The organism is Mesorhizobium sp. B3-1-6 (assembly GCF_006439555.1).
GTDB lineage: Bacteria > Pseudomonadota > Alphaproteobacteria > Rhizobiales > Rhizobiaceae > Mesorhizobium.
Map to the genome: position 1 here is coordinate 169,691 of NZ_VFTM01000007.1, position 14,217 is coordinate 183,907.

At 62.8% G+C, this 14,217-nt stretch carries 12 protein-coding genes; 3 read left to right on the forward strand and 9 right to left on the reverse strand.

The window, feature by feature from the left end; genetic code table 11:
• Positions 1–62: 62 nt before the first annotated feature.
• Positions 63–1,184: an ABC transporter substrate-binding protein gene (locus FJ414_RS09090; protein WP_140643613.1), complete on the forward strand. Its 1,122-nt coding sequence runs from the start codon at positions 63–65 to the stop codon at positions 1,182–1,184.
• A 131-nt stretch (positions 1,185–1,315) separates the two neighbouring features.
• Here FJ414_RS09090 and FJ414_RS09095 read toward each other — a convergent pair whose 3' ends face one another.
• The 8 genes from FJ414_RS09095 to FJ414_RS09130 form a co-directional block, all read right to left on the reverse strand.
• On the reverse strand, positions 1,316–3,280 hold the full coding sequence (locus FJ414_RS09095) for an acetyl/propionyl/methylcrotonyl-CoA carboxylase subunit alpha (protein ID WP_140643615.1): 1,965 nt from the start codon (positions 3,278–3,280) through the stop codon (positions 1,316–1,318).
• A gap of 151 nt (positions 3,281–3,431) precedes the next feature.
• Positions 3,432–3,962, reverse strand: coding sequence for an O-acetyl-ADP-ribose deacetylase (locus tag FJ414_RS09100; protein ID WP_140643618.1), 531 nt, complete (start codon positions 3,960–3,962; stop codon positions 3,432–3,434).
• 8 nt (positions 3,963–3,970) lie between these two features.
• Positions 3,971–4,846: an HNH endonuclease gene (locus FJ414_RS09105; RefSeq protein WP_140643620.1), complete on the reverse strand. Its 876-nt coding sequence runs from the start codon at positions 4,844–4,846 to the stop codon at positions 3,971–3,973.
• A 20-nt stretch (positions 4,847–4,866) separates the two neighbouring features.
• The gene (locus FJ414_RS09110; protein ID WP_140643623.1) at positions 4,867–6,474 is read right to left on the reverse strand and encodes a carboxyl transferase domain-containing protein; all 1,608 of its coding nucleotides are present in this window, start codon (positions 6,472–6,474) and stop codon (positions 4,867–4,869) included.
• Position 6,475: 1 nt separating this feature from the next.
• The gene (locus FJ414_RS09115) at positions 6,476–7,639 is read right to left on the reverse strand and encodes an isovaleryl-CoA dehydrogenase (protein WP_140643626.1); all 1,164 of its coding nucleotides are present in this window, start codon (positions 7,637–7,639) and stop codon (positions 6,476–6,478) included.
• Positions 7,640–7,676: 37 nt separating this feature from the next.
• The gene (locus tag FJ414_RS09120; protein WP_140643628.1) at positions 7,677–8,336 is read right to left on the reverse strand and encodes a TetR/AcrR family transcriptional regulator; all 660 of its coding nucleotides are present in this window, start codon (positions 8,334–8,336) and stop codon (positions 7,677–7,679) included.
• Positions 8,337–8,433: 97 nt separating this feature from the next.
• Complete coding sequence (locus tag FJ414_RS09125; RefSeq protein ID WP_140643630.1) at positions 8,434–8,715, reverse strand: acylphosphatase; 282 nt, start codon at positions 8,713–8,715, stop codon at positions 8,434–8,436.
• Positions 8,716–8,799: 84 nt separating this feature from the next.
• Positions 8,800–9,912, reverse strand: coding sequence for a pyridoxal phosphate-dependent aminotransferase (locus FJ414_RS09130; protein ID WP_140643632.1), 1,113 nt, complete (start codon positions 9,910–9,912; stop codon positions 8,800–8,802).
• 135 nt (positions 9,913–10,047) lie between these two features.
• On the opposite strand from FJ414_RS09130, the gene FJ414_RS09135 reads away from it, so the two are divergent.
• Positions 10,048–11,730 (forward strand): sulfotransferase, encoded by a 1,683-nt coding sequence (locus FJ414_RS09135; protein ID WP_140643634.1) that lies wholly within the window; start codon positions 10,048–10,050, stop codon positions 11,728–11,730.
• Between the two features lie 65 nt (positions 11,731–11,795).
• A complete protein-coding gene (locus tag FJ414_RS09140) occupies positions 11,796–13,475 on the forward strand; it encodes a sulfotransferase (protein WP_140643636.1) in 1,680 nt (559 codons plus the stop codon).
• A 217-nt stretch (positions 13,476–13,692) separates the two neighbouring features.
• Here FJ414_RS09140 and FJ414_RS09145 read toward each other — a convergent pair.
• Positions 13,693–14,217: porin (locus FJ414_RS09145; protein WP_181181571.1), on the reverse strand; the 525-nt coding region annotated here is incomplete at its 5' end.

Consider the following 14,217-nt stretch of genomic DNA (forward strand, 5'->3'; position numbering starts at 1 on the left):
CCCGGCTCTGTGGAAGAAGCGCGGCCGGAGCGGCGCGCGCAAGTGGAGGAGTTCTTATAGTCATGAAAAAATTGGGTATTTTGAGCGCGGCCGCATTTGGCCTGATGATGAGCGCCTCGGTTGCCTTCGCCGACGACATCACCATTTCGGTGGTCGGCCCGATGACCGGCCAACTCGCCACCATCGGTGACCAGTTCAAGCAGGGCGCGCAGGCTGCCGCTGACGCGATCAATGCCGCTGGCGGCGTCAACGGCTCCCAGATCAAGCTCGACATCGAGGACGACCAGTGCGATCCGAAGCAGGCGGTCTCGGTCGCCAACCGCATCGTCGCCAACGGCGTCAAGTTCGTCGACGGTCATGCTTGCTCGGGCTCGAGCATTCCGGCCTCGGCCGTCTATGCCGAAGCCGGCACGCTGATGATGAGCCCCGCCTCGTCCAACCCGGTGCTGACCGATGCCGCGGCCAAGGCCGGCTGGCCGACCATCATGCGCCTCTACACGCGTGACGACGCGCAGGGCGCCTTCATCGGCCCTTGGATCGCCAAGAAATACGCCGGCAAGAACGTTGTCGTCCTGCACGACAAGAGCGCCTACGGCCAGGGTGTTGCCGATGCCGTGAAGGCGACGATGAATGCCGGCGGCCTCAAGGAAGTCGACTATGAAGGCATCAATGCCGGCGAGAAGGACTATTCGGCCCTCGTCACCAAGCTGAAGGAACTCAAGGCCGACGTTGTCTACTTCGGCGGCTATCACCCGGAGGCGGGCTTGATCCTGCGTCAGGCGGCCGAGCAGAACGTCAAGTTCCAGCTGATCATGCCGGACTCGATCGCTTCGCCGGAATTCTGGCAGGTCGCCGGCCCGGCCGGTGAAGGCACCATGTTCGTCTTCCCGTCGGACCCGCAGTCGAAGCCCGAAGCCAAGGACGCCGTCGCCAAGATCAAGGCCGGCGGCTTCACGCCGGAAGGCTTCACGCTGTTCTCCTATGCGGTGATCCAGGCCGTGGCTGAAGGCGTCAAGCGCGCCGGCACCGACGATCCGGCCAAGGTCGCCGAGGCGCTCAAGGACGGCAAGCCGATCAGCACCGTCGTCGGCGACGTCGTCTTCGACGAGAAGGGCGACCTGAAGAACGCGAGCTACGACATCAACCAGTGGCACGACGGCAAATACGCGCCGATCCAGCCGTAATTTGGTTCCGCAATCGACGAAATGGCCGGGCTCGTCCCGGCCATTTTTCGTTTGTGTCCTGGCATTGACGTACAGGCGAGGCCGGGGCTGTCCCGCCGACATAGCTATTTACCATTCAGCAATTCAGCACTTCAGCCCTGGCCGTCCTCCGCGAACCGGACCAGCACCGTGCCGTCGCTGACCTGTGCGCCCTCGGCCGCGATCTCGGCGATCACGCCGTCATGCGGGGCGGCGATCATATGCTCCATCTTCATGGCTTCGAGGATCAAGAGCGGCTGGCCCTTGATCACGGCATCGCCCGCCGCGGCGCGCACCAGCTTGACCAGGCCCGGCATCGGCGCGCGCAGGTTGGCTGTGGCGGCACCCGCCTCGTCGGCCTTGGCAAGCGGATCGGGAACCGTGAACGTATAGCCGACCGCGCCCTCGAAGACGGTGACGTGACCGGGCCAGCGGGCGGCATGCGGCATGGTCCGCAAGTCGTGCGTGTTCACCGCATCATGCGGTGCCTCCAGCGCCACCTGGAAGCGGCCGTCCGGCCGTGCCGAAACCCTGGCCAGGATGTTCTCCTCGCCATGGCGCAGGCGAATGCGGCGCGACAGCGTGTGGAAATGCGCATAGCCGGAAAGCGTGGACCAGGGATCGACGGCGGGACCCGGCGTGCCGGCATCCATCGCGGCAAGCACCGCCGCGGCGATCGTCTCGTCGCCTGGCCCGGGAATGGCGGTGAGCGCCTCCTGATGCCGGCCGATCAGCCCGGTATCGACGTCGCCGGCCGCGAAATCGGCGTCGGCCGCGAGCGCCGCCAGGAAGGCAGTGTTGACGGTCGAGCCGGCGACTTCGGTCCGGGCGAGGGCATCGCGCAGCGCGCCGAGCGCCGTGGCCCGGTCCTCGCCGTGCACGACCAGCTTGGCGATCATCGGGTCGTAGAAGGGCGAGATCGCATCGCCGGCGCGCACGCCGGTCTCGATGCGCATCGCGGCGCCTTCCGGGGCAGCGTCGGGGAACTTGAGATGATGCAGCGTGCCGGTCGCCGGCAAAAACCCTTTCGCGGCGTCCTCGGCATAGAGACGCGCCTCGAAAGCGTGGCCGGCAAGCGCGATCTCGCCCTGCGTTTTCGGCAGTTTTTCGCCGGACGCGACGCGAAGCTGCCATTCGACGAGATCGATGCCGGTGACCATCTCGGTGACGGGATGCTCGACCTGCAGTCGGGTGTTCATCTCCATGAACCAGAAGCCGTCGGCCTTGAGCCCCTGAGAGGCGTCGACGATGAACTCGATCGTGCCGGCGCCCGAATAATTGATCGCCTTGGCGGCCTTCACGGCCGCCTCCGTCATCGCCTTGCGCAGCGCCGGCGTCATGCCGGGGGCAGGCGCTTCCTCGATCACCTTCTGGTGGCGGCGCTGCGCCGAGCAGTCGCGTTCGAAAAGATGCACGGCGTTGCCGAAATTATCGCCGAACACCTGCACTTCGATGTGACGCGGCTTGTCGACATATTTTTCCACCAGCACGCGATCGTCGCCGAACGCCGCCTTCGCCTCGCGACGCGCGCTCGAAAGCGCCTCCGAGAAATCGTCGGGATGGTCGACGCGCCGCATGCCCTTGCCGCCGCCGCCGGCGCGCGCCTTGATCAGCACCGGGTAGCCGATCTCGCGCGCCTTGGACGCAAGCAGCACGATTTCCTGCGCTTCGCCGTGATAACCCGGCACCACGGGCACGCCGGCCTTTTCCATCAGCCGCTTGGCGGCGTCCTTCAATCCCATGGCGCGGATCGAGGCGGCGGAAGGACCGATGAAGACAAGGCCTGCCGCCGTCGCCTGATCGACGAAATCGGGGTTTTCCGACAGGAAGCCGTAGCCGGGATGGATGGCCTCGGCGCCGGTGGCGAGCGCCGCCGCCACGATCCTGTCGCCGCGCAGATAGCTTTCGCCGACGGGCGAGGGGCCGATATGCACCGCCTCGTCGGCCATCTCGACATGCAAGGCCTTGGCGTCCGCATCGGAATAGACGGCAACGGTGCGCACGCCGAGCTTGCGGGCGGTGCGGATGACGCGGCAGGCGATCTCGCCGCGATTGGCGATCAGGATCTTGCCGAACATGGAGCCTCCGCAGCCAGAATATGCTTTGAGCGAGGTCGGCTGTCCCGCCCGCGTGTCCGGACAAGCATTCGTCCGACATCATGGAGCACTCTCTTACCAAGGGAGTGCTCCACCGAGGTCGTCTCTTGAGCAGTCGTTTTGGTCATCAAGGTCAGCGTCCTCCAATGGCAGCGGTGGCCTGCCGGTAAATCTCCGCCGTCTGCTCATCGAAGCAGCAGAATGTAACCACATCAGGCACTGCATTCTGCCGCAGGAAGCTGCTTACTGTGCCGACGGCGATCTCCGTCGCCTGGTCTTTCGGATAGCCGTAGATGCCGGTCGAGATCGCCGGGAAAGCGATGGTTCGACAATCATGGCCGAGCGCGATTTCGAGCGAGCGCCGGTAGCAGGAGGCGAGCAGCTCGGCTTCGCCCTTGCCGCCGCCTTGCCAGACTGGACCGACCGTATGGATGACGTAACGCGCCGGCAGCCGATAGCCCTTGGTCAGCTTGGCGTCGCCGGTCTTGCAGCCGTGAAGCGCGCGGCACTCGGCGAGCAGCTCCGGCCCAGCCGCGCGATGGATGGCGCCGTCGACGCCGCCGCCGCCCAGCAGCGAGGAATTGGCGGCATTGACGATGGCGTCGACCGCGAGCCTGGTGATGTCGCCGGTGTGGATACGGATCCTGTCGCCGAGAGCGCTCATGAAACTTGCTATCTTTCTGGAATAAGGCCGTGGAGGGGACGGCAGCCCCCACGGTGATGAATCATCGCGTGGCAATTCGCACACACAATCGCTAGGTCATCCAACCTAACCGACATCCCTCCGGGCGGCGCCGAGGAGATGGGTATCTTATGATGCACTTGGGCATAACCCTGGCCGATCGCGCCATAGACTTCAAAGAAGTCAAAGCCGCAATTAGGAACCTCGCAAATAAGCCGGCCTTTGTTGGCTTTCATCGCGGCATCGATTTTGTTAGCTCTCAACTCTCTCTCACGGTGCCGATGACGGACGAAAGCTCTCTTCATCGCCCCTTCAAATCCTTCGAGTTCCGCATCCGGAAGTGAAGTCACATGAAGTCTCGGGGTGGCGCCGCGCGCTATAGTGCATTGGCCGGTTGATGGATCGTAGGCAGTAACTGCCCAAGCCACGGGATCAAGCAGCCGTTTTTTCACCTTGGACGCATCAGCGTCTGGGGTTTCCCTAGTCCGCATGCTGCCACTGCAGATGATAACTCTAATGGGTAGCCCATCGTCGTAGGCAGTTCGGATCGCCTCGTCCATGCGAGCTGCGCGAGCCTTCCAGATGCGTTCTTTGTTTGATGAAGAAGGGCCTTGGGATCGAGCGCGTTGATTATGCTCTTGAAGTGTGAGTCCGTTCCTCACAAGCATGTGGTCGAACCAAAGGTTTAAGACAACGACCTTTCCGACCTCTACAAAAGACCATTCGTAACAATATTTCGGATTAGCTGCGGCTTTCTCGACCCCCCCTTTAAAATTTGCCCAGTCGTCAACGTTGACGCCAGCTCTTGCGACAAGATCAATTGTTCTGTGGTGCTCCTTTGGCTCCAGCTCCAATAAGTCAGTCAAGCGTTCCTCCCATTTGTCTCTCACATCCTGAACACGCCGAATTTCGTCGCCTCGATCCCGGCATTGAGCGCCGCCGAGAGGCTGAGCGCCAGCACGTCGCGGGTCCTGGCCGGATCGATGATGCCGTCGTCCCAGAGCCTGGCCGAGGAATAGAGCGGATGACCCTCATGCTCGTATTTCATCAGGATCGGCTTCCTGAACTTCGCCTCCTCCTCGGCGCTCCATTGACCGCCCTTGCGCTCGATGCCCTCGCGCTTGACCATGGCGAGCACCGTCGCCGCCTGCTCGCCGCCCATCACCGAGATACGCGCGTTGGGCCACATCCACAGGAAGCGGGGCGAATAGGCGCGGCCGCACATGCCGTAATTGCCGGCGCCGAAGGAACCGCCGATGATCACGGTGAGCTTCGGCACCTTCGCGGTGGCGACCGCCATCACCAGCTTGGCGCCGTCCTTGGCGATGCCGCCGGCCTCGTATTTTCGACCGACCATGAAGCCGGTGATGTTCTGCAGGAAGATCAGCGGAACGCCGCGCTGGCAGCAGAGCTCGATGAAGTGCGCGCCCTTCAGCGCGCTTTCGGAAAACAGCACGCCGTTGTTGCCGATGATGCCGATCGGCATCCCGTGCAGATGCGCGAAGCCGGTGACCAAAGTCGTGCCGTAATTTTGCTTGAACTCGTCGAACTCCGAACCGTCGACGAGACGCGCGATCACCTCGCGCACGTCATAGGGCTGGCGCAGATCCGTCGGCACGACGCCGTAGAGTTCCCGCGGATCGTAAAGCGGTTGAATCGGCTTCTGCAAATTCAGGCTTACGGCCTTGTTGCGATTCAGGTTCCGGATGATGCGCCGGCAAATGGCCAAGGCGTGCTCGTCGTCCATGGCGTAGTGGTCGGCGACGCCGGAAAGCCTGGTGTGGACATCGGCGCCGCCGAGCTCCTCGGCGCTGACATCCTCGCCGGTCGCGGCCTTCACCAGCGGCGGGCCGCCGAGAAAAATGGTCGCCTGGTTGCGCACCATGATCGTCTCGTCCGACATCGCCGGCACATAGGCGCCGCCCGCCGTGCACGAACCCATGACGCAGGCGATCTGCGGGATGCCGGCCGCCGACATGTTGGCCTGGTTGTAGAAGATGCGGCCGAAATGCTCGCGGTCCGGGAAGACCTCGTCCTGGTTGGGCAGATTGGCGCCGCCGCTGTCGACCAGATAGACGCAAGGGAGGTTGTTCTGCAGCGCGATCTCCTGCGCCCGGAGATGCTTCTTCACCGTCAGCGGATAATAGGTGCCGCCCTTCACCGTGGCGTCGTTGACGACGACCATCACTTCCTGGCCTTCGACGCGGCCGACGCCGGTGATGATGCCCGCAGACGGAATGTCCTCGCCATACATCGACCATGCCGCGAACTGGCCGACCTCGAGGAAGGGCGAGCCGGTGTCGAGCAGTTGCGCCAGCCGCTCGCGCGGCAAGAGTTTGCCGCGACCCTGGTGGCGCTCACGCGCCTCGTCGGAGCCGCCGCGCTCGACGCCTGCCGCCTTCTCGGCGATGTCGGCGACCAGCGCGCGCATACGCTCGGCGTTGGCGCGGAATGTGTCGGAGGCGGGGGAGATCTGGGTTTGAAGCGTCGTCACTTCACACCCCCTCCGCCATGATCTCGCGCCCGATCAGCCAGCGGCGGATCTCGCTGGTGCCGGCGCCGATCTCGTAGAGCTTGGCGTCGCGCAGCAGCCGCCCCGTCGGATAGTCGTTGATGTAGCCATTGCCGCCGAGCAACTGGATGGCGTCGAGCGCCATCTGCGTGGCCTTTTCGGCGGCGAAGAGCACGCAGCCTGCGGCGTCCTTGCGCGAGGTCTCGCCGCGGTCGCAGGCGGCGGCCACCGCATAGACGTAGGCCCGCGCGGCATTCATCGTCGAGTACATATCGGCGAGCTTGCCCTGCACCAGCTGGAACGTACCGATCGGCTGGCCGAACTGCTTGCGCTCATGCACGTAAGGCACAGCGACGTCGAGGCAGGCCGCCATCAGCCCGATCGGCCCGCCGGAGAGCACTGCGCGCTCATAGTCGAGCCCCGACATCAGCACCTCGACACCGCGCCCTTCCTCATGCAGCACATTCTCGAACGGCACCTCTACATTCTCGAACACCAGCTCGCCGGTGTTGGAGCCGCGCATGCCGAGCTTGTCCAGCTTTTGCGCGACCGAGAAGCCGGCCATCGTCTTCTCGACGATGAAAGCGGTGATGCCTCGCGCATGGCGTTCCGGATCGGTTTTTGCGTAGACCACCATCGTTCCGGCGTCCGGGCCGTTGGTGATCCACATTTTAGAGCCGTTGAGCACGTAGCGGTCGTTGCGCTTTTCGGCGCGCAGCCGAAGCGACACCACGTCCGAGCCGGCGCCTGGTTCCGACATCGCCAGCGCGCCGACCGTCTCGCCCGAGCAAAGGGCAGGCAGATACTTCTCCTTCTGCGCCGGGGTGGCCCAGCGGTTGATCTGGTTGACGCAGAGGTTCGAGTGCGCGCCGTAGGAGAGGCCGACCGAGGCCGATGCGCGCGAAATCTCCTCCATCGCCACGACATGCGCGAGATAATTCATGCCGGTCCCGCCGAAATCGGGGTCGGCGGTGATACCGAGCAGGCCGAGCGCGCCGAGCTCGACCCACAGATGCGCGGGAAACTCGTTGGAGCGGTCGATCTCGGCCGCGATCGGCGCGATCCTGTCCTGGGCGAAGCGCCGCACGGTATCGCGCAGCGCCTCGATGTCGGGATCAAGTCCGAAGTTCAGCGTATTCGTGTACATGCCGTTCCTCCCTGCGCATGCCCGGTCTTCGCGGAGATCATGCCTGTATCAGAGTGCCACGGCGTCCCTTGCGCGCCCCGGAAGGACGCGCGGTGCCATGGCTGATTGTCGCGCCGACCAGGCGCATTGTCATCGAAAGATATGATGCCGTGACTTCAGTGATCGACAGCCGCTCGCCCGGCCGGAACCAGACGATGACGCCGGTCATCATCTGGATCAGCGCCATGGCGGTGAGCCCGGTATCGTCGACCTGAAAGACACCGGCCTCGGCGCCGTCGCGCAGGATCGTGCGCAGCTCCTTCTCATAGGTCGTGCGCATCTTGAGGATCTGCGTCAGCCTTTCATGCGAGAGGCTGCGCAATTCCATATTGGAGACATGGGTGGCGTGACGCCGCTCTATGTGGAAGACGATGTGGTTCTCGACATAGGCGGCAAGGCGGGTGACCGGATCAGCGCTCGCCGGCCGCGCCGCTTCCCAAGCCTTGAGCAGGCCTTCCATATGCTCACGCATCAACGTGAACAGAAGGTCCTCCTTGGTTGGGAAATACCGATAGAGCGCGGCCGCCTGCACGCCGACCTCCGCCGCCAGCTGCCGCATCGACATCGCCTCGTAGCCGAGGCGCGCGATCAGGCTGACCGCCGCCTCACGGACGGCCGCTTCGGTTTTTTCCCCGTCGGAACCTGTGGTGCGCGCCATGTTCGCCTCCAGCAGCCTTTAATAAAACGAACGTTCAATTAATTCAAGATACGTCATACGTTCGTCGCCAGCCCTGGTTCGCGGAGGCGAAATGAGTCTAGACGATGATCCTGAAATCCACGGGCGCGGCGTCGGACGCTTCCTCGATCTCGACCTTTGAGACGAGCGCGCCCCGCGGCCCTTGCCACAGGCGTTCGATCATCGCCGTGACAGCGGCATCGGCGCCGGCGATCAGCGCGGCGACCGAGCCGTCGCGCTCGTTGCGCACCCAACCCGTCAGTCCGAGGCGCATGGCTTCGCCGCGCGTCCAGACACGGTAGCTTACACCTTGAACCTTACCGGAAATGCGCACCCGAACGGCCCGCTGCTCGCCCAGCATCGCTTACGCTCCATGCATCTTGCCGGAATCTGGCACAGGGCCAGCCAAAGGCAACAGGCTGGACGCCGTCAGATGCGATGGAATTTAATTACCCCGCGCCGCTGCCAGGGCGCCTAGCAGTTCCTCGGCGAAGATGTCGAGCTCGTGGTCGAGCCCGACGCTGACCCTTATGCAGCGGTCGAGCACCGGCACCATCGGCTTGCGGATGAACACGTCGCGCGACAAGAGGTTCTGCATCACCTTCAGCGCGAAGGCGCCGTCGCGGCCGCAGTCGATGGTGACGAAATTGGTCGCCGACGGCAGCGGCTTGAGGTCGTTCTGCCTGGCGATGGTTGAAATGCGCTCGCGGCCCGCCGCCACGCGCGCCGCCACCGAGCGCAGGTAGTCCTGGTCGGCAAGCGCCTCGAGGCCGGCGATCTGCGCCATGCGGCTGACGCCGTAATGGTTGCGGATCTTCTCGAAGTCGCGGATCACCTCCGCCTCCGCGAGGGCGTAGCCGCAGCGTATGCCGGCCAGGCCGTAAGCCTTGGAGAAGGTGCGCATGCGGATGACGTTCGGCCGCGCAACGTCGATCGCCGGCAGCGCCGAGGCGGGTCCCAGCTCGCCATAGGCCTCGTCGAGCACCAGCATGGTGGTTTCCGGCAGCGCTTCGATGAAGCGGACGACATCCGGCGCCTCCCACCAGCTTCCCATCGGATTGTCGGGATTGGAGAGATAGACCAGCGGCGCCTTTTCGCTGGCGACCTTGGCGAGGAGCCCGTCCAGGTCTTCCTTGTCGTTGGCATAGCGTACCGTCACCAGGCGGCCGCCGACGCCGGCGATGTGGAAATTGAAGGTCGGATAGGCGCCGAGCGAGGTGACCACGGCGTCGCCAGGGCCGACATACATGCGCGCCACCAGGCCGAGCAGGCCGTCGATGCCTTCGCCCACGACCACGTTGTCGACGGCCACGCCATGATGCGCGGCGGCCGCCACCTTCAGCTCGTAATTGTCTGGGTCGCAATACATCCACTGGTCGCGGGCGACGCTCTCCATGCGGGCGATGACGCGCGGCGAAGGCCCGAAACTGCTTTCATTGGCGCCGATGCGGGCGCGGAAAGGCCGCCCGCGCTCGCGCTCCTGCGCCTCCGGGCCGACGAACGGAACCGTGGTGGGAAGCGCGCCGATAATCGGCGTGAGGGACGGGCGCTGGCGCATGGCAAAAGCTCGCGTGGAAGGGGCGTTCTTGCTAGCGTGATCCCCCGGCCGGTGCAAGCAGGGCAGGGGACCCGTCGGCGAGGCACGGTCTCGCGCGGGCTGGATTCCGGCGGCTTCTTTTGCTAGCGAAGCGCTATGAACAACCGTCTGCCGCCCGCCTGGGCCAAGCATATCAAGTCCGGTCCGGTACCCAAGCCATCCGCTCCGGCGCTCAGGCCCGGATCGCCGCAGGCGAATCCCTCGAGACCGGACGCGCGCGCGCAGTCCGACGACCTGCTGCTGAAGCAGGCTTATGAGCATAAGCAGGCCAAGCGTCCGAAGCAGGCTCAGGATCTGTGCCTGCAGGTTCTGGCGCGCACGCCGAATTACCCGCGCGCCCTTTTTATGATGGGAACCATATGCCTGGGTTATGACGACGAGACGGCGTTGCAATATTTCGCCCGCGCCATCGCGGAGGAGCCGCGCAACGCCTATTATCACCTCAGCTTGGGAGAGGCCTATCTTAAGGTCGGCGAACACTCGCCGGCGATCGAGCATATGCGATACGCCATGGAGCTGCAGCCTGATCTTGTCGCGGCGCTCTGTGCCTTGGGACGCACTTATGTGGAATCCGATAAGCCAGATCTGGCTTTGCCGCTTTACGAGAAAGCGCTGAAAATCGACCCCGATCATCCCGAGATCAGAGTGGGGCTAGCCAATGCCCTGAGCAGCGTGGGCCGCATGGATGAAGCCGCCGCCTGTCTGAACCAGGCAATAGAGCGGCGCATCGACCTGCCGGGCGCCTATTACCGTCTTGCGCAGACGCGAAAGTTCACCAACGAGCCTCCAGAACTCCGCTCCATTTTTCATGAACTTGGCAATGCGAAACTCGGACCGGACGGCGCTCGGCTGCTCCACCATGCCGCCGGCAAGGTGCTGAATGATCTCAAACGCTATGGTGAAGCCTTCGATCATTTCCGGAAGGGGAAACAGGCCTCTCAACCATTCGACATCGACCGATATCGTCGGTGGGTCGACGCGCTGATCGAGCTCTTCACACCGGGTTTGTTTGCCGCCGCCGAGCGCAGCTTTGGTAATCCCTCCGAAGTGCCGGTTTTCGTGGTTGGCATGCCCCGCTCCGGAACGACGCTGACGGAACAGATCCTGGCCAGTCATCCCGATGTTTATGGCGCGGGGGAGCTCCCCAAATTGGGACGGGTTGCGAATGCCATCGGCCTTAAGCCTTCCTTGGCCGCAAAGTTGAACGGCCTTGTCGATTCGATCACGCCGGAGCTGTCGAAAACGCTGGCCAGGGAGCATTTGTCCTATCTCGCGGAACGTTCCGCCACCGCGCTGCGTATCGTCGACAAGATGCCGCACAATTTTGAGCTGATCGGCCTTATCGGCTTGCTCTTTCCCAAGGCGCGCATCATTCACTGCCGTCGCGATGCCATCGACAATTGCGTTTCCTGTTTCGTTCTGCCCTTCAACGGTTATCACAGTTATAGCGATGATCTGAGAACCCTCGGCCTCTACTATCGCGAATATGACCGCTTGATGCGACATTGGAACGAGGTGCTTCCGGGCCGCATCTTCGAGAGTCGCTATGAGATGCTCGTCGACGACCAGGAGGCACAATCGCGACGCCTCACTGATTACATTGGATTGCCGTGGGACGATGCCTGCCTGCGCTTTTTTGACAGGGAGGGCTCTGTGACCACGGCGAGCCGCTGGCAGGTCAGGCAACCGATCTACAAAACGTCGGTCAAGCGCTGGAAGAACTACGAAAACGAAATTCAGCCGCTGATCGAGGCGCTTGGCGATCTCGCGGATATTTGAACGACGGGCCCGCTGCTCACCGAGCTTTGACTGGATTCCATCGGTACTTATTGCTAGCAGATGCGATGAACAATCGTCTGCCGCCCGCTTGGTCCAAACACCTCAAATCCGGCGCCACGCCGAAGTCCAGATGGCTCCAGGCAAGTCCGCCGCGGCCGGCTCCACCGAAGACAAATTCGTTCGCACGTGCACAGGCCGATGACGCGCTGCTGAAGAAAGCCTATGAGCATCAACAAGCCAAACGGCTTGGTGAAGCACAGGACTTATGCCTTGAAGTGCTGGCGCGGACGCCAAACCATCCGTTGGCCCTGTACATCATGGGCACGCTTTGTCTGGGCTATGACGATGAGGCGGCTCTGCGCTATTTCGCGCGCGCGGTCGCAGAGGAGCCTGGAAACCCATACTACCACCTTAGCTTCGGCGAGACCTATGCGAAGCTGAGTGAATTCTCGGCCGCGATCAAATACATCCAGCATGCCTTGGTAATACAGCCCGATCTTGTGGAGGCCCTGTGCGCCTTGGGGCGTGTTTATACCCAGTTCGACAAGCCCGACCTGGCATTGGCGCTTTATGAGAAGGCGCTGAAGATCAACCGTGATCACCCCAAGGCGCGGACCGGAATGGCTGCTGCGCTCACTGGTCTTGGGCGTATGGACGAGGCCGGCGCCTATCTCAAAGAGGCGATCGAACGCCGTGTCGACGCAGCGGCTGCTTACTACGATCTCGTGCAGAGCCGGAAGTTCACCGAAGAGCCTCCAGAATTCCAATCGATCCTTCGCGAACTCGACCGTCCGGAGCTTAACGCGGAGGCCGTGCAGAGCCTTCACTACGCCGCCGGTAAAGTACAGAACGACCTCAAGCGCTATGCGGAAGCATTCGACCATTTCAACAAGGCCAAGCAGGCCGCCGGCTACCGGTTCGACATCGATCAGTATCGTCGTTTCGTGGACTCGATGATTGAAATCTTCACGCCCGGCCTGTTTGCCGCCGCGTCCGGCCTGGGCGATCCTTCCGATCTCCCTGTGTTCGTGGTTGGCATGCCCCGTTCCGGAACGACATTGACGGAACAGATCCTGGCCAGTCATCCCCGGGTTCACGGCGCGGGAGAACTTGAAAAACTAAGGCGGGTGGCAAACGCAATCGACCTCAAATCGTCGGCTGAAGATCTGAGCAAGCCCGTCAATTCCCTTACGCCGGAACTGACCAGGACGCTGGCCGAAGAGCATCTGTCCTACCTCAGAGAACGGGCGCCTGCTGCGCTCCGAGTCGTCGACAAGGAGCCGCACAATTTTGAGCTGATCGGTCTTATCGCCCTTCTGTTTCCCAATGCGCGCATCATTCACTGCCGCCGCGACGCCATCGACAATTGCGTGTCATGCTATGTCCTCCCCTTCAACTCGGCACATAGCTACAATGCAGACCTGCGGGCACTCGGCCTGTACTATCGGGAATATGACCGCTTGATGCGTCACTGGAACGAGGTTTTCCCAGGCCGTATCTTTGAAAATCGCTATGAGACGCTCGTCGAGAATCAAGAGGCACAGTCGCGCCGGCTCATCGATCATCTCGGCCTGCCTTGGGATGACGCGTGCCTGCGCTTCTTCGACAGGGAAGGGGCGGTCACCACGCCCAGCCGCTGGCAGGTTCGTCAGCCGATCTACAGATCGTCCGTGAAGCGCTGGAAGAATTACGAAAGTCAGATCCAGCCTTTGATTGAAGCGTTGGGCGACCTCGCCGACGTTTGACTTCGATCACGGGGTGCGGCTGCCCGCCGTCTCCCCGGAATTTTTAAAGCTTTCCACCGCGCTGCGCCGCAATCAGGTCGAACGCCAAACGGCGCCTCGAATACACGGCTGGTGCAACATCCGAACTGCGCAGCGGTTCTGGGATCTCTATACCCGTCAAAAAAGAAACCCGGCGGTTGCCCGCCGGGTTCTCCTGTCTCCCCAGAAATATCTGGTCTTAGAAATCGCGCTGGAAGCGGATGATCGCGCCGACGGCGTTCTTCTTCGTGGCGCCAGCCCAAACGTTGCCGTGGTCGAAAGCATCCGAACCAACGTGCTGGTAGTCAACTTCGGGCGTGACCGTCAGGCCAGGGACGACGGTGTAGGCAATGTTGGCCGCGATCGCGTAGTCCTTCCACTGATCACCAGACACCTGGAGGTTGAACGAGGCCTTGTCGCTGAACTTGTAGGTGCCGCCGGCCCAGAAGGCCCAGTTGCCGCCCCACGGCTTGTAGAAGCCGCGACCGTTCGCGAATGCGACTGCGGATGTGTCGTTGAGCTTGCCCTCGCTGGCATAGCCGAACATGCCGAACAGCGACAGTTCGTTGGTCACGTTCACGTCCAGGCGGACCTTGCCCGAGACGTATTCGTAGTTGCTGTCATAGGCGACGACGCCGACGATATCACCCCAGCCCTGCGTGTACTTCAAGCCACCGACGATGTGCGGAACGTAGCTGTCGATCGTGCCGACGCCATAGCCATA

Excerpts from the sequence above, each read along its gene's own strand:
- FJ414_RS09090 (WP_140643613.1), top strand. The coding sequence starts at position 63 with ATGAAAAAATTGGGTATTTTGAGCGCGGCCGCATTTGGCCTGATGATG.
- FJ414_RS09120 (WP_140643628.1), bottom strand. The coding sequence starts at position 8,336 with ATGGCGCGCACCACAGGTTCCGACGGGGAAAAAACCGAAGCGGCCGTC.
- FJ414_RS09100 (WP_140643618.1), bottom strand. The coding sequence starts at position 3,962 with ATGAGCGCTCTCGGCGACAGGATCCGTATCCACACCGGCGACATCACC.
- FJ414_RS09140 (WP_140643636.1), top strand. The coding sequence starts at position 11,796 with ATGAACAATCGTCTGCCGCCCGCTTGGTCCAAACACCTCAAATCCGGC.
- FJ414_RS09135 (WP_140643634.1), top strand. The coding sequence starts at position 10,048 with ATGAACAACCGTCTGCCGCCCGCCTGGGCCAAGCATATCAAGTCCGGT.
- FJ414_RS09095 (WP_140643615.1), bottom strand. The coding sequence starts at position 3,280 with ATGTTCGGCAAGATCCTGATCGCCAATCGCGGCGAGATCGCCTGCCGC.
- FJ414_RS09115 (WP_140643626.1), bottom strand. The coding sequence starts at position 7,639 with ATGTACACGAATACGCTGAACTTCGGACTTGATCCCGACATCGAGGCG.
- FJ414_RS09125 (WP_140643630.1), bottom strand. The coding sequence starts at position 8,715 with ATGCTGGGCGAGCAGCGGGCCGTTCGGGTGCGCATTTCCGGTAAGGTT.
- FJ414_RS09130 (WP_140643632.1), bottom strand. The coding sequence starts at position 9,912 with ATGCGCCAGCGCCCGTCCCTCACGCCGATTATCGGCGCGCTTCCCACC.